The sequence below is a fragment of the Streptomyces odontomachicola genome, assembly GCF_039605595.1.
GTDB lineage: Bacteria > Actinomycetota > Actinomycetes > Streptomycetales > Streptomycetaceae > Streptomyces.
In genome coordinates this window covers 25,488-41,204 of record NZ_JBCFOK010000017.1, presented here as the reverse complement: position 1 = coordinate 41,204, position 15,717 = coordinate 25,488, and the positions used below count along the sequence as shown (strand labels likewise).

Annotated in this window: 9 protein-coding genes; 7 read left to right on the top strand and 2 right to left on the bottom strand. The window is 74.0% G+C overall.

Annotated features, from left to right (window positions below; all coding sequences use genetic code 11):
* Positions 1–82: 82 nt before the first annotated feature.
* From ABEE00_RS27655 to ABEE00_RS27640, 4 genes are all read left to right on the top strand, one after another.
* Positions 83–2,506: an MMPL family transporter gene (locus ABEE00_RS27655; protein ID WP_345748418.1), complete on the top strand. Its 2,424-nt coding sequence runs from the start codon at positions 83–85 to the stop codon at positions 2,504–2,506.
* On the top strand, positions 2,436–3,101 hold the full coding sequence (locus ABEE00_RS27650; RefSeq protein WP_345748417.1) for a GHMP family kinase ATP-binding protein: 666 nt from the start codon (positions 2,436–2,438) through the stop codon (positions 3,099–3,101). Before ABEE00_RS27655 ends, ABEE00_RS27650 begins: the two co-directional genes overlap by 71 nt.
* Positions 3,102–3,277: 176 nt before the next feature.
* A complete protein-coding gene (locus tag ABEE00_RS27645; RefSeq protein ID WP_345748416.1) occupies positions 3,278–3,406 on the top strand; it encodes a hypothetical protein in 129 nt (42 codons plus the stop codon).
* Positions 3,407–3,486: 80 nt separating this feature from the next.
* Positions 3,487–6,648, top strand: a complete 3,162-nt coding sequence (locus ABEE00_RS27640; RefSeq protein WP_345748415.1) for a helix-turn-helix transcriptional regulator — start codon at positions 3,487–3,489, stop codon at positions 6,646–6,648.
* A 12-nt stretch (positions 6,649–6,660) separates the two neighbouring features.
* Here ABEE00_RS27640 and ABEE00_RS27635 read toward each other — a convergent pair whose 3' ends face one another.
* Positions 6,661–7,770 carry a PQQ-dependent sugar dehydrogenase gene (locus ABEE00_RS27635; protein ID WP_345748559.1) on the bottom strand — a complete coding sequence of 370 codons (1,110 nt, stop codon included), beginning with the start codon at positions 7,768–7,770 and terminating at the stop codon, positions 6,661–6,663.
* A gap of 87 nt (positions 7,771–7,857) precedes the next feature.
* A complete protein-coding gene (locus ABEE00_RS27630) occupies positions 7,858–8,892 on the bottom strand; it encodes an aldo/keto reductase (RefSeq protein WP_345748414.1) in 1,035 nt (344 codons plus the stop codon).
* 105 nt (positions 8,893–8,997) lie between these two features.
* On the opposite strand from ABEE00_RS27630, the gene ABEE00_RS27625 reads away from it, so the two are divergent.
* The 3 genes from ABEE00_RS27625 (at position 8,998) to ABEE00_RS27615 (ending at position 15,690) form a co-directional block, all read left to right on the top strand.
* On the top strand, positions 8,998–9,960 hold the full coding sequence (locus ABEE00_RS27625; RefSeq protein ID WP_345748413.1) for a 2-hydroxyacid dehydrogenase: 963 nt from the start codon (positions 8,998–9,000) through the stop codon (positions 9,958–9,960).
* Between the two features lie 399 nt (positions 9,961–10,359).
* Positions 10,360–13,608, top strand: coding sequence for a putative bifunctional diguanylate cyclase/phosphodiesterase (locus ABEE00_RS27620; RefSeq protein ID WP_345748412.1), 3,249 nt, complete (start codon positions 10,360–10,362; stop codon positions 13,606–13,608).
* A gap of 207 nt (positions 13,609–13,815) precedes the next feature.
* Entirely contained in the window at positions 13,816–15,690 is a 1,875-nt protein-coding gene (locus ABEE00_RS27615; RefSeq protein WP_345748411.1) for an acetolactate synthase large subunit, read from the top strand.
* Positions 15,691–15,717 lie beyond the last annotated feature (27 nt).

The following is a 15,717-nucleotide window of genomic DNA, read 5'->3' as shown; positions in this document are numbered from 1 at the left end:
CCCCGTACGACCGCGCTCGGCCCCCGCCCGCCTCCCGGGACGGACCCGCTCGACGCCCCGACCTGGGAGGAGGACGGCCTCCGTGACCGCCCTTGCCCGCTGGTGCCTGCGGCGCCGCCGCCTCGTGATCGCCCTCTGGCTCGCCGTCCTCGCGCTGGCCGGAACGGGCGCGGGACTCGCCGGTTCCGCCTACTCGGCGGAGTACGAGGCCCCCGGCACCGAATCGGGCCGCGCGACCGCCCTGCTCAAGTCCGGCTTCCCCGACCAGGCGGGAGACGCGGACACCGTGGTCTGGCACACCGGGCGCGGAGCCGGGGACGGCGGCGCCGGGGTGACCTCGGCCACCGTCGAACAGCGTGTGCACCGCGCCCTCGACCGCATCGAGGGGCTGCCCGGGGTCGCCGGCGTGCAGAGCCCGTACGAGCAGGGCGGCGAGGGCCAGGTCAGCCGCGACGGGCGCACCGCGTACGCGACCGTGACCTTCACCAAGCCCTCCGACCAGCTCGACAAGGCCGAGGTGCGCAAGGTCGTCGCCGAGGCCAAGACGGCCGAGGGCGGCCCCGAGAAGCTCCGGGTCGAGGCCGGCGGCGCGGGCGTCGCGCTCACCGAGGGCGTGAGCGGCCACCTCAGCGAGGGCGTCGGCCTGGCCGTCGCCGCCGTGGTGCTGCTGCTCGCCTTCGGCTCGTTCGCCGCGATGCTGCTGCCGCTGATCACCGCGGTGGTCTCGGTGGGCACGGCGACCCTGGGCGTCGGGCTGCTCAGCCACTTCATGACGGTCGCCGACTTCGCGCCGATGCTGGGCACCCTGATCGGCCTCGGCGTGGGCATCGACTACGCGCTGTTCATCGTGACCCGGCACCGTACGGGGCTGAAGTCCGGGCTCTCCGTGCCGGAGGCGGCTGCCCGCGCGGTCGGCTCGACCGGGCGGGCCGTGGTCTTCGCCGGCACGACCGTGTGCATCGCGCTGCTCGGGATGCTGGTGCTGCGGCTCGGCTTCCTCAACGGGGTCGCCGTCGCCGCCTCGCTGACCGTCGCGCTCACCGTGCTCGCCTCGGTCACGCTGCTCCCCGCGCTGCTCGGGGTGATCGGGCGGCGCGCGCTGAGCCGGAGGGAGCGCCGGAGCGTGCCGCCGGAGGGCGTGGACGAGCGCGCCGCGCCCCGGGGCCTGGCCGCCCCGCGGGGTCTGGCCGCGCGCTGGTCCGCCTTCGTGGGGCGCAGGCCACGGGTGCTCGGAGGGCTGGCCGCAGCGCTGATGCTGGTGCTCGCGCTGCCCGTCGGCGCGCTCCATCTGGGGACGTCGGACCAGGGCAACGGCAGCCCCGGATCGACCACCCGGGCCGCGTACGACCTGATGGCGAAGGGTTTCGGGCCCGGCTCGAACGGGCCGCTGACGCTCGTCGCGAAGATCGACGGCTCGGCCGCCGAGGTCGCCTTCGACGAGCTCCCGGACCGGCTGCGCGGCACCCCGGGCGTGGCCTCCGTCTCCCCGGGCGAGCTGAACGCCGACCGCACCACCGGCACCCTCACCGTCGTGCCGGACAGCGCGCCGCAGGACGAGCGGACCTCGCAGCTCGTGGAGCGGCTGCGCACCCAGGTGCTGCCGGACGCCGCCGAGGGCAGCGGGCTGCGCACCGAGGTGGGCGGGCTCACCGCGAGCCAGGACGACTTCGCCGACCTGATCCTCGGCAAGCTGCCGCTGTTCGGCGGGGTGGTGATCGCGCTGGGCTGCGCGCTGCTGCTGCTCGCCTTCCGCAGCGTCGGCATACCGCTCAAGGCGGCGCTGATGAACGTGCTCGCCGTGGCCGCCTCGTTCGGCATCGTGGTCGCGCTCTTCCAGTGGGGCTGGGGCAGTTGGCTGCTGGAGCACGTGGGACTCGGCGGCCTCGGGGACACCCTGGGCGGCGGCGGGCCGATTGAGCCCTTCCTGCCCGTGATCATGGTCTCGGTGCTCTTCGGCCTGTCCATGGACTACCAGGTCTTCCTGGTCAGCAGGATGTACGAGGAGTGGCGCCGCACAGGGGACAACGCCCGCGCCGTCCGCATCGGTCTCGCCGAGACGGGGCGGGTGATCAATTCGGCGGCGGTCATCATGATCGCGGTGTTCGGCGCCTTCGTGCTGAGCGGCGACCGGGTCGTGGCGATGTTCGGCACGGGGCTCGCGGCGGCCGTGGCGCTGGACGCGTTCGTGCTGCGCACCCTCCTCGTACCGGCGCTGATGCACATGCTCGGCGGCGCCAACTGGTGGCTTCCCGGATGGCTGGAGAAGCGGCTGCCGAGGTTCAGCATCGAGCCGCCCGAACCGGCTTCCGGACCGGCTCCCGAAGGGGCTTCGGAGGGGGCTCGGGAGCGGCTCGCGAACGCGGACATCACGATTCCGGAACAGCGTCCCTCGGTTCTCATGGGAAATTCAGGTATGGCCTCTACGGTCGGGCCCCATGGCTACCGAGAGCGACACCAAGACCGACAAGAAGGCGGCGAAGGCCGCCGACGAGGCGAAGGCCGATAGGCCGGAGGCCGAGGAGGAGCGGGAGGAGACCACCGCCCTCGCGAAGGACACGGCGGCCCGCGACGAGGACCGGTCACAGGACCGCGAGGACGACGGGGACGACGCGCGGCACGACGACCGCGAGGCGGCTCTGCCCTCCGGCGCCTACCCGGAGTACGTCCTCGACGAGGAGGACGAGCCGAAGGACTCGGGCCGTACGGGCCTCGGCGCAGGCGCCGCCGCGATCATCAGCGCGGGCCTCGGCCTCGCCTCGATCACCGGCACCTCGCTCAGCGAGCAGATGCAGGCGCGCAAGCAGCTCATGGGCCAGATCGAGTCCCAGATGGGCGGCCCCGGCGGCGGTGGCGGCGACCAGATCCAGGCCATGTACGGCGGCCCCTGGCACATGACCGCCCTGTTCAACGGCATGTTCGCGCTGGCCGCCGTGCTCGTCGGCGGCGTGCTGCTCGGCGTGCTCGCCGGCCGCGCGCACCGCGGCGGCTGGGCCCGCCCCGTGGCCCTCGGCGGCCTGCTGCTCGGCGTGATCGGGCTGGTCGTGTGCGGCGGCATGTTCTTCGACCTGTTCGCCCCCGCGCCCAAGATCCCCGGCCAGTAAGGCCAGCAAGGGGTCGGGCCCGGCCCGGCGTGGTCGTCTGAGGACCCCGGGCCCCCGATCTGAGGCCGCACGCGGCCCCGTACAGGGCAGTCGCCCGATGTGGCGCTCCCTCCCCGCGCACGACAGTCGAGGCACCGCACTCCGCGGTGCCTCGACTTCGTTGCAGGGAGCTGGAGATGACCCATGTGCACGCGCCGCACACCGTCCGCGAGGTGGCCCGCCTCCGCGTCGCCGACCTGCGGCGATCGGCCGCCGAGCACGCGCTCGCGCGGCGGGCCCTCGCGCGGCGGAGCCCCCGCGGGTAGTGGCGCCCGCTCCCGTACCGGTGCCCGCGCCCGGTCCCGCACCCGTGCCCGCCCGTGTGCCCGGTGTCATTCTTGGCACCGTGCCCCTCCGTACCGGACACCCCGCGCCCAGCCCCGTTTTCGCGGGCCGCGAGGGCGAACTGGCCGCGCTCGACGCCGCCTTGGCGCGCGCGGCGGAGGCCGGTCCGCAGGCCCTGCTGCTCGGCGGCGAAGCGGGGGTGGGCAAGACCCGGCTGCTGGAGGAGTTCCTGAGCGGCGCCCGTGCGCGGGGCGCGGTCACCGCGACCGGCGCCTGCCTCGGCCTCGGCGCCGACGGGCTCCCGTTCGCGCCGTTCGTCACCGCGCTCCGCGATCTGCACCGCACCCTGGGCCCCGCCGCGCTCGCCGAGGCGGCGGGCGGCCGCGAACGCGAGCTCGCGCGGCTGCTCCCCGAGCTGGCCCCGCGCTCCGGCGCACCACCCCTGGACGGCGAGGGCGAGGAGGCGCGCGCCCGCCTCTTCGAGCTGACCGCGCTGCTGCTGGAGCGCCTGGCCGCTTCCCGCACCGTCGTCCTCGCCCTGGAGGACCTGCACTGGGCCGACCGCTCGACCCGCGAACTGCTCGGCTACCTGCACCGTTCGCTCCGCCCCGCGCGGCTGCTGCTCCTCGCCACCTGGCGCACCGACGAGACCGGCCGCGGCCACCCCCTGCGCCCCTTCCTCGCCGAGCTCGACCGGCTGCGCGGCGCCGCCAGGATCGAGCTGCCGCCGCTGGGACGGGACGCCGTGCGCGCCCAGATCGCCGGCATCCGCGGCGTACCCGAGCCCGAACCCGCCCTGGTCGACGAGGTGTTCGCGCGCTCGGACGGCAACCCCTTCTTCGTCGAGGAACTCCTCGCGCAGGACGCCCGTTCCTCCCGCGCCCTCAGCGATTCGCTCCGCGACCTGCTGCTCGTACGCGTCGAGGCGCTGCCCGAGGAGGTCCAGCGGGTGCTGCGGGCCGCGGCGCAGGGCGGTTCCCGGGTGGCGCACCCCCTGCTGGCCGCCGTGTGCGGGCTCCCGGAGGAGGACCTGCTGGCCGCGCTGCGAACGGCGGTCGGCGCCCATGTCCTGCGGCCTACCGAGGACGGCGAGGGGTACCGCTTCCGCCACGCGCTGCTCCGCGAGGCCGTCGCCGCCGACCTGCTGCCGGGCGAGGGGGCGTGCCTGAGCCGCCTGTACGCGGGCGCGCTGGAGAAGGAACCCGGGCTGGTACGGGCGGAGGAACGCCGCACGCTGCTGGCGCACCACTGGTACCACGGCCGCGAACCCGCGCGCGCCCTCCCCGCCGTGCTCGCCGCCTCCGTCGAGGCCCGCCGCCGGCACGCGTACGCCGAGCAGCACCAGTTGCTGGAGCGCGCCATCGAGCTGTGGCACGAGGTGCCCGATGAGGTGCGCGCCGGTCTGCGGCCCGTGGACCACGCCGAGGTCTATCCCGTACGAGCCGAGCGCCCGCAGCGTGCGGCGGAATCCCGTACGGGAGACCTGGTCAGCGCACCGCAACAGGCCCCAGCCTCGCTCTCGTTCACGGATCTGCTCGCCGAGGCGGTGGTGGCCGCGCGCATCGGCGGCGAGCCCGAACGGGCGCTGGCGCTGAGCCGGCGCGCGCTGGACGGCTTCGGGGCGGAGGGCTTCGGTCCGGAGGGCTTGGGGCCTGAGGGGTCGGTGCGGAGCGGGAGCGGAGAGGCGTCCGACGGCGGCGTCGATCCGCTGCGCGCCGCGTGGTTCTGGGTGCAGCGGTCGCTGCTGGCCGAGCACCTGGGCAGGGGCGACGGCTGGGAGGAGGTGGCCCGCGCGCAGGAGTTGGTGCGGGGACTCCCGCCCTCGGCCGTGCACGCCGAGGTGCTGGCGGGCGCGGCGGGCTGGGGCATGATGCACCGCCCCGGGCCCGAGGCGCTGGAGACGGCGGAGCGCGCCGTGGAACTCGCCCGCGTCGTCGGCGCCGCCTCCACGGGCCTGCGCGCCCGGATCACCCTCGGCACGCTGCGGGCCGACGCCGGCGACGTACGGGGCGGGCTCGCTGACATGGCGGCGGCGCGCGAAGAGGCGCTGGCCGAGGGCGAGTTCGGGGAGGCGGCGCGCGCCGACATCAACATCTCGGCCGAGCTGGAGTCGCTGGGCCGCTCCCCCGAGGCGATCGGCGCGGCCGAGCGCGCCCTCCGCACGGCCCGCGCGCACGGCCGCCCCGCGCACGCCGTTTTCGCGCTGGTCAACAAGGCCGAATCGCTCACCGAACTGGGGGAGTGGGAGGAGGCCGGGCGCCTCGCGGGGGAGGCCGCGGCGGAGGCCCGCACTCCCGACCGCCGCCTGTGGGCGGCGCTGTTGGCGGTGCGGCTGCACCTGTTGCGCGGAGAGGAGGGGCGCGCGGCCGCCGCGTACACCACCGCCGAGGAGGCGGCGGGCGTACGGACGCCGCCGCAGTCCGCGATCCCGCTCCGCCACTACGGCATGGCCCTGGCGTACCGGCGCGGCGAAGTCGCCGAGGCGCGGCGGCTGCTGACCGAGCAGCTCGACCTGGGCTTTCCGCCGGGCATGCACCGGCACGGCTGGCCACTGCTGCACGCGGCGGCCGCCGGCGAGGCAGCGCTGCGCGGCGTACCGGCGGCGAGGAGCGGGAGGGACGCGCTGCTCGCGCGGCTGCGCGAGACGGCCAGGCGGCTGCCGCACCCGTCCCCGGTCTGGTCCGCGTACTCCCTGCTCACCGGCGCCGAACTCGGCCGCGCCGAGGGACGGTCAGCGCCGGGGGAGTGGGGGCGCGCGGCCGCCGCCCACGGTGCGCTGGCGCGCCCGTACCCCTGCGCGCTGGCCCGGCACGGCCAGGCGGAGGCGCTGCTGGACGCCGGGCACGGCAGGGACGAGAGGGAGTACGCGGCCGAGCTGCTGGACCTGGCGCGCGGCACGGCGGAGCGGCTGGGCGCGGCGCCGCTGCTCCGGGAGATCCGCCAACTCGCCGCGCGGGCGCGGATTTCCCTGGGCGCCGCCGCCGTCGAGGAACCCGAGCCTGCCGCCCCAGAATCCGCCCCCGCCGAGGAGTTCGGGCTGACGCGGCGGGAGCGCGAGGTGCTGCGGCTGGTCGCGGCGGGCCGCAGCAACCGGCAGATCGCCGAGGAGCTGTTCATCTCGCCGAAGACGGCGAGCGTCCACGTCTCCGGCATCCTCGCCAAGCTCGGGGTCTCGGGACGCGGCGAGGCGGCGGCGCTGGCGCACCGCGCTGGTCTGTCCTGAACGGGTCCCCGATCACGAAACCTTGAGGTGCAGGATGCGGTCGTCGCCGTCCTCCGGCGAGCCCCGCCCGTCGGTCTCGCTGGTGACCAGCCACAGGCCGTCGCGGCCGTCCGACACGACGGTGCGCAGCCGCCCGTACTCGCCCTTCAGGAACGCCTTGGGCTTCCCGGCCGGTTCGGCGCCCTTCAGCGGGATGCGCCACAGCCGCTCGCCGCGCAGCCCCGCCATCCACGCCGAGCCCTTCGCCACGGCCAGCCCGCTCGGCGAGGCCTCGGCCGGCTTCCACTGCTCGACCGGGTCGGTGAGACCGCGCTTGCCCGCCTTGCCCTCGGCCTCGGGCCAGCCGTAGTCGCGCCCCGGCCGGATGAGGTTCAGCTCGTCCCAGGTGTCCTGCCCGAACTCGGAGGCCCACAGCCTGTTGTCCGCGTCCCAGTCCAGCCCTTGGACGTTGCGGTGCCCGTAGGAGTAGACGACGGAGCGCGGATCGGGATTGCCCTGCGCCGGCGGCTTCCCCTCGGGGGTCATCCGCAGGATCTTGCCGCCCAGCGACTTGCGGTCCTGCGCGAGCCCGCGGCTGCCGGACTCGCCGGTCCCCGCGTACAGCATCCCGTCCGGACCGAAGGCGATGCGGCCGCCGTTGTGGATGGGGCCGTTGGGGATGCCCTTGAGCACGATGTCCGGCGTGCCGAGCTGCCGGCCCTGCGGCTTCTTCGCGTCGTAGGACATCCGCACGATGCGGTTGTCCGGCGCGGTGGTGAAGTACGCATACACCGTACGGTCGTCGCCCGGCCGCATCGCGATGCCGAGCAGCCCGCCCTCGTCGTCCGGCGAGACCCCGGGAACGGTGCCGAGCTCCGTCTTCTTGCCGCTCTTCCCGTCCACCCGCAGGATCTTCCCGGTGTCCCGTGAGGAGACCAGCAGATCACCCCCGCCCAACGGCACGAGCCCCCAGGGCGAGTTGAGCCCACTGGCAACGGTGCGCTCCACCTTCACCTGCGAGGGCCCCGACGAGTGTGGGGGAGGGCTGGACGCCGCCCCGCCCTCCTTCTTCCCGGACCCGCCCCCGGAGCACCCCACGGCAAGAACAGCCACAAGCCCGACCCCGGCAACCCGCTTCCACACAATCCCCACCTCCGGGTGCCTATGGTGAGCGCGGAACCCTCCGCTGTCATCGCCCGCACAGGAGGTCCGGGGCCGAAGCCCCGGAACTCAGTCCCAGGAACCCTGCGCACGCGGCAGAGCAGAGATCTCGCTCATGTCCTCGGCGCTCAGCAACAGCTCGGAAGCCGCGGCGTTCTCCACAACCCACCGCACCTTCTTGGCCCCCGGCACAGGCACCACATGCCGCCCCTGGGCCAGCACCCAGGCCAACGCCACCTGAGCCTCCGTGACCGACTCCCCGTGCCGCGCGGCCACCCGCCGCAGCCCCGCGACGATCGGCTGGTTGGCCGCCATCATCTCCGCGGTGAAGCGCGGATGCCGCGCCCGCATGTCCTCCGGCTCGAAGCCGCCCCCCGTGGTCAGCCGCCCGGTCAGATACCCGTTACCCAGGGGCATCGCGGCCAGCAGCCCCACCCCGCGCGCCTCGCACCACGGCACCAGACCGTCCAGCGCCTCCCGCGACCACACCGACAGCTCGGCCTGCACGGCGCTGACCGGGAACACCTGCTGTATTCGCTCCAGCCGCCTGATCGTCGTCTCGTGCATGCCGCCCGGCGCCCGCGTACCCCCGGGAGCGCCTGTCACGGTCGACGTACGCCGCTCCGCCCGCGCGCCCACCGCGCAGAATCCCAGCGCACGCACCTTGCCGGCGGTGACCAGCTCGGCCATCGCGCCCCAGGTCTCCTCGACCGGGACCTCGGGGTCGACCCTGTGGAGCTGATACAGATCGATGGTCTCGGTCTGGAGGCGGCGCAGCGAGGCGTCGCAGGCCCGCTTCACATAGCCGGGCCTGCCGTTGGCGACGATGTGCTGATCCCCCGCGAGCAGCCCGCACTTGGTCGAGACGAACGCCTCGCCCCGCCGCTCCTTGAGCACGCGCCCCACCAGCAGCTCGTTGGTGAACGGCCCATACATGTCGGCCGTGTCCAGCAGCGTCGCCCCGGAGTCCAGCGCCGTGTGCACCGCGCGCAGCGACTCCTCGCCGTCCTGTTCGGAGGCGGAATACGCCCAGCTCATCGGCATACAGCCGAGGCCGACCCCGCCCACTTCGAGGGCTGCCGCACCGATTGTCCTGCGCTCCACCTGGAAGAGCTCCCTCCTGACCGGACCCCAAACTACTGGGTGCCTCCGACAGCCGGAGCACAGGACCGGGAGCGCGGGCTTCCGCTTCTGGCATAGCCTGACGGCATGGTCACCACGCCCGCCGCAGACACCGCCTCCGAGGTCTGGCTGCCCATCCCGCCCGAAGAGATCGACGGGCTCCCCGGCTCGCTCACGTACCGCTTCTGGGACGGCGGCGAGGAGTTCCCCGCCGACCCGGCCCGCTGCGCCTTCTACGTCGTGCCGTACATGAGGGGACAGGCCGTCTCCGTACGGCCGCTGGAGCGGATGACGCAGGTGCGGGTGGTGCAGACCCTCACCGCCGGCATCGACGATGTCGCCCCGGCGGTCCCGCAGTTGCCGCGTGGGACCCTGCTGTGCAACGCACGCGGTGTGCACGACGCGAGTACGGCCGAGCTCGCCCTCACGCTCACCCTCGCCTCGCTGCGCGGCCTGCCCGGCTTCGTCCGCGCGCAGGACGAGGGGCGCTGGGCGCCCGGGACATATGACGCACTCGCCGACAAGTCGGTGCTGATCGTGGGGTACGGAGCGATCGGCGCGGCCGTCGAGGAGCGGCTGCTCCCCTTCGAGGTCGAGGAGATCACCCGGGTCGCCCGCACGGCGCGCGAGTCCGCGCGCGGGCCCGTGCACGCGCTCGCGCGCCTACCGGAACTCCTGCCCGCCGCCGACGTGGTGGTCCTGTGCACCCCGTTGACCGAGGAGACGCGTGGCCTGGCCGGGGCCGGTTTCCTGGCCCGCATGAAGGACGGCGCCCTGCTGGTGAACGTCGCGCGCGGCGGCGTCGTGGACACCAAGTCCCTGCTGGCCGAGCTGGATTCGGGCAGGCTGCGTGCCGCGCTGGACGTCACGGACCCCGAGCCGCTGCCCGCCGGGCACCCGCTCTGGCAGGCACCGAACGCGCTGATCACCCCGCATGTGGGCGGCCCGACCACGGCGTTCCTGCCCCGCGCCAAGCGGCTGCTCAGGGAGCAGCTGAAGCGCTGGGCGGCCGGTGCGGAGCTCGCGCACACGGTGGCCGTCGCGGAGTGAGCGGACGGCCCAACGGGCAGCCGGTAAGCGGCCCTTGGCCCGGCAGGACGCTCCGTGCACCCGCAACGGCCCTGGTCGTCACGGTCCGTATCGTAACTATGTCCCTGAGTGACGGATCTGGTGTATCGTCCCGACGGGGGCGTTACCCGGACACGAGGGGGGCAGCGGGCGAATGCACGGCCAATGGACGAACCTCCGGACCCGGTACGGGATCGGTCGCCGGCTCCGCCGTGGGCTCCGTGGAGAGCACGGGCCCGTTCGCGGGGAGCACCGGCGGCACCGCAAGAAGCCGCAGGCCGCGGCGGTGTCACGGCCCGCGGGACGGCCTTCGCAGGGGCGCAGGCGGCGCACGCCGAGGCCGGTGTGCGCAGGGAAGCCCCCGTCCCGTCGGGGGGCGCGATGAGTGTGCACGGCGCGGTCCCCGAGCAGGGCCGCTATCGGACCCGGACCCTCCCGCACGGCCCCCGTCCCGCCGCACGGGACACCAGGGGCCCCGGCGAAACCCGTGAACTCCTGGCGCCCTTCGGCACCGTGGACGCGCCCGGGGCCGAGCCCGAGCCCGGTCCCGCCGCGCGCCGCAGGCCGGGGCGCAGCAAGGGCGGCGGCCGCCGAGGCCGCCCCGCCCTGGTCCCGCAGCTGACCCTCGTGGTGCTCTGCGGCGGCTATGCCGTCGGCGCCGCTGTGGGCTGGGGCTCCCGGCAGGTCGCGCTGTTCATGGGCGACTTCGGGCTGGCGATCGCGGGGCTGCTGGCCGCCGCCTCCTGCCTGTGGTTCGCGCGGGCCCGCTGCAGGCCCGGCTCGCGCTCCCGTTCCGGAGCGCGCCCCGCCTGGGTGCTGTTCGGCATCTCCTCGCTGATGGCCGCCGCGGGCAACGCCATCTGGGGGTGGTACGAGCTCGTGCTCAACGAGCCGCTGCCCCGCCCCTCCGCCGCCGACTTCTGCTTCCTGCTCTTCGCGCCCCCGGCCATCATCGGTTTACTGGTCCTGGCCAAGCGGCCCGTCACGCGCGCCGGCTGGGTGTGCCTGAGCCTGGACGCCTGGCTGATCGCCGGTTCGCTGCTCACCCTCTCCTGGTCCCTCGCCCTCGCGCACACCGCGTACGGGCAGGGCGAGTCGGTGGCCGGAGCCGCCCTCGACCTGGCCTATCCGCTGCTGGACATCGTGCTGGTCAGCATGGTGCTCGCGCTGCACTTCCGGCGCTCGTCCGCGCACCGCACCGCGGTCAACACCGCGATCGGCGGGCTGGCGCTGACCGTGCTGTGCGACGCGCTGTTCACCTCGCCGCTGATGCAGCAGCACTACAGCTCGGGGCAGTTCCTGGACGCGGGCTGGTTCGCCGGTTCGCTGCTGCTGGCGTATGCGCCGTGGGCCGCCTCGCGTGAGGCGGGGCGCCGCGACTCCGCGCGCCGCGCCGACGGCAGCCTGCGGTATGCGGCCTCGGCCGCCTCGCACGACGCGGTGCTGCGCGCCGGCGACCCCTCGCCCGCCGCGGCCCCGCGGCCCGGGAGCGGGCACCCCGCGCTGCCGGGACGCCCCATCGCGGGCTCGCTCGCCGCGCTCACCCCGTATCTGGCCGCGGCCGTCTGCACGCTGGGGATCCTCTACAACTCCCTGGACGGCCGCGACATCGACCGGATGGTGCTGTTCACGGGGTGCACCGTGGTCCTCGCGCTCGTGGTGCGCCAGGGCATCATGCTGCTCGACAACGTCACCCTCACCCAGGAGCTCGCGCAGAAGGAGAACCACTTCCGCTCCCTCGTGCAGGGCTCCAGCGACGTCATCATGATCGCCTCGTCCACCGGGGTGCTGCGCTATGTCTCGCCGGCCGCCGCTGGGGTGTACGGACGGGACGGCGACGCCCTGGTGGGCTCCGAGCTCGCCTCCCTCATCCACCCGGAGGACCTGGGCCGGGTGCTGCACGAGCTGCGCAGGTTCCTCGCGGCGGCCCCGGAGAGCGAGTCCTCCACCCGGATCGAGTGCCGGGTGCGGCACGGCGCGGGCCACTGGCTCAACGTCGAGTCCACGGTCAACCGCTATCAGGGCGGGCTGATCTTCAACAGCCGCGATGTGACCGAACGCGTGCGCCTCCAGGCGCAGTTGCAGCACAACGCCTCGCACGACGCGCTGACCGACCTGCCCAACCGCTCCCTGTTCACCGAGCGGGTGCGCAAGGCGCTCTCCGGGCGCCGCGGCGGCGACAGCGAGGCCGCCGTGCTCTACATCGACCTGGACGGCTTCAAGGCGGTGAACGACACCGTCGGCCACCAGGCGGGCGACGAGCTCCTGGTGCACGCCGCGCGCAGGCTCCAGGAGTCGGTGCGGGCCGGGGACACCGCCGCGCGTCTCGGCGGCGACGAGTTCGCCGTGCTGATCCTCGGCGACAGCGACCCCAGCAAGCACGCGCACGCCGAGCGCGAGCTGCGCATCCACGAGATCGCCGACCGCCTGCGGGTGACCCTCTCCGAGCCGTACAAGGTCGAGGGCGACACCGAGGTGCGGGTGGCCGCCTCCATCGGCATCGCCTTCGCCGAGCCCGGCATCTCGCCGAGCGCCCTGATGCGCAACGCCGACCTGGCGATGTATCGCGCCAAGCAGGCGGGCAAGGGCCGCGTCGAGCTGTACGCACCGCAGATGCAGGCCGAGGTGGTCAAGCGCACCGAGCTGGCCACCAGGCTGCGCAGCGCGCTGCACGACGGCGAGTTCGCCTTATTGCACCAGCCGGTGGTGGAGCTGGCGAGCGGCAAGGTGACCGCCGTGGCGGCCCAGCCGCGCTGGCGCTCCCAGCAGGGCATCCTCTTCACCCCGGCCGAATTCCTGCGCACCGAGGGCGCCGAGGGCGGTCCGGCCGACCGCGCGCAGGGCGACAAGGCGGCCGAGGTGAGCCGCTGGCTGCTGGAGGAGGCGACGGCGCAGGCCGCGGCCCGGCACCGCGCGGGGCACCCGGTCCCGGTGATCGTGCGGTTCCCCGCGCGCAGGCTCACCGACCGCTCGCTGTCGCTGAGTTCGGTCGAGGCGATGCTGCGCAGCCACGACCTGCCCCCTGGAGCTCTGATACTGGAGCTGTCCGACAGCGATCCGCGCATCCCGCTCGACGAGCTGGAGATGCGGCTGGCCGCGCTCCGCAAGATGGGCGTCTGCCTGGCGCTGGACGGCTTCGGCAGCGGCTATCTGGCCCTGTCGGCGCTGCGCAAGCTGCCGGTGGACATCCTGCGCCTGGACCGCGGCCTGGTGGACGGCCTCGCCGAGTCGCCGCGCCAGCGGAAGATCACCTCGGGGCTGCTGCGCATCGCGGGCGACCTCGGCCTGACCTCCGTGGCGGACGGCGTGGACCTGCCCGAGCAGGTCAGCGCGCTCCGCGAGTTGGGCTGCACGCACGGGCAGGGCGCGGTGTTCTCCGGCGCGCTGGACGAGCACCGTCTGCGGCACGCGCTGAACCGCGGCATCTACCCCGTACCCGAGGAGCACAAGGGCCGCTCCGTCGTGGTCGCCGGGGCGCTGCCCGTACGGCACAAGGAGGGGCGCGAGACGCTGCCCCCGTGGGTCGCCGCGGGAGATGGGGGAGAAGTGCCGGATCCGGCCACGGTGGGGGAACCGGCCGGTATTCCCCCGATGCGCTCGAATACTGAGACGCCCGTCCCACCCACTTGACACCCGGTACTTGACGGGGAGAAGGTCAGTGCCATGCGCACCGGAATTCTCGTACTTGGACAGCGCGTCGGCTGACCGGGGTCACACATCACCCCGCGACCTCAGCGGCGCGCTCCCCTCGCTTGCCTCACGGCACGGGGGGTTTTTTGTTGCACCAGCACCTCTCGAACCCTCACCTCACGCCTCACTCTCCGGGAAGAGACAGCGATGACCGAGCAGGCCACCGGGGCCCCCAAGCCGCAGCCGCGGGCCCGTAACGGCGGAAACCAGCAGCAGGCCGCACCGGCCGGCACCGGCGAGCGGATGACGGGCGCGCAGTCCCTCATCCGTTCCCTCGAGGCGGTCGGAGCCGACACCGTATTCGGTCTCCCGGGCGGAGCGATTCTCCCCGCGTACGACCCGATGATGGACTCGGTCAAGGTCCGTCACGTGCTGGTGCGCCACGAGCAGGGCGCGGGCCACGCGGCCACCGGTTACGCGCAGGCCACCGGGCGGGTCGGGGTGTGCATGGCGACCTCGGGCCCCGGTGCGACGAACCTGATCACCCCGATCGCGGACGCGCACATGGACTCGGTGCCGATGGTCGCGATCACCGGGCAGGTCGCCTCGCACACCATCGGCACGGACGCCTTCCAGGAGGCGGACATCTGCGGCATCTCGATGCCGGTCACCAAGCACAACTTCCTGGTCCGCGACCCGGACGACATCCCGCGCACCATCGCGGAGGCGTTCCACATCGCGGCCACGGGGCGCCCGGGCCCGGTCCTGGTGGACATCGCCAAGGACGCGCTCCAGGGGCAGACCGTCTTCCACTTCCCCACCACCACCGAGCTGCCCGGCTACCGCCCGGTGACCAAGCCGCACGCCAAGCAGATCCGTGAGGCCGCCAAGCTGATCGCCGAGGCGCAGCGCCCGGTCCTCTACGTCGGCGGCGGTGTGCTCAAGGCGGGCGCGACCGCCGAGCTGAAGGTGCTGGCCGAGCTCACCAAGACCCCGGTCACCACGACCCTGATGGGTCTGGGCTCCTTCCCCGACAGCCACCCGCAGCACCTGGGGATGCCCGGCATGCACGGCACGGTGGCCGCGGTGACCTCGCTCCAGAAGGCGGACCTGATCGTCGCGCTGGGCGCCAGGTTCGACGACCGGGTCACCGGGAAACTGGACAGCTTCGCCCCGTACGCGAAGATCGTGCACGCCGACATCGATCCGGCGGAGATCGGCAAGAACCGCACAGCCGACGTGCCGATCGTCGGGGACGCGCGCGAGGTGCTGGCCGACCTGATCGTCGCCGTCCAGGCCGACCAGGAGGCGGGCGCCGCGGGCGAGGAGGCCAAGGCCGGCTACCCGGGCTGGTGGACGCAGCTCAACCGCTGGCGCGACACCTACCCGCTGGGCTACGACCTGCCGGAGGACGGTTCGCTCTCCCCGCAGCAGGTCATCCAGCGGATCGGGCAGCTCGCCCCGGCGGACACCGTGTACGCGGCGGGCGTCGGCCAGCACCAGATGTGGGCCGCGCAGTTCATCGACTACGAGAAGCCCGCGACCTGGCTGAACTCCGGCGGGCTGGGGACCATGGGCTACGCGGTCCCCGCCGCGCTCGGCGCCAAGGTCGGGCAGCCGGGGCGCACGGTGTGGGCCATCGACGGCGACGGCTGCTTCCAGATGACCAACCAGGAGCTGGTCACCGCGGCGCTCAACAACGTGCCGATCAAGGTCGCGATCATCAACAACGGCGCGCTGGGCATGGTCCGCCAGTGGCAGTCGCTCTTCTACAACCAGCGCTACTCCAACACCAAGCTGCACGACGGGGAAGAGGGGGAGCGCTGCCAGGGCACGCGCGTCCCCGACTTCGTGAAGCTGGCCGAGGCGATGGGCTGCGTCGGCATCCGCTGCGAGGACCCCGAGCAGCTCGACGCGGTGATCGAGAAGGCGAACGCGATCAACGACCGGCCCGTGGTGGTGGACTTCATCGTCCACGAGGACGCGATGGTCTGGCCGATGGTCGCGGCCGGCACCTCCAACGACGAGGTCATGGCGGCCCGCGGGGTGCGCCCCGACTTCGGCGACAACGACGAAGACTGACGGGCCGACGAGGACCAGTACGGAAGA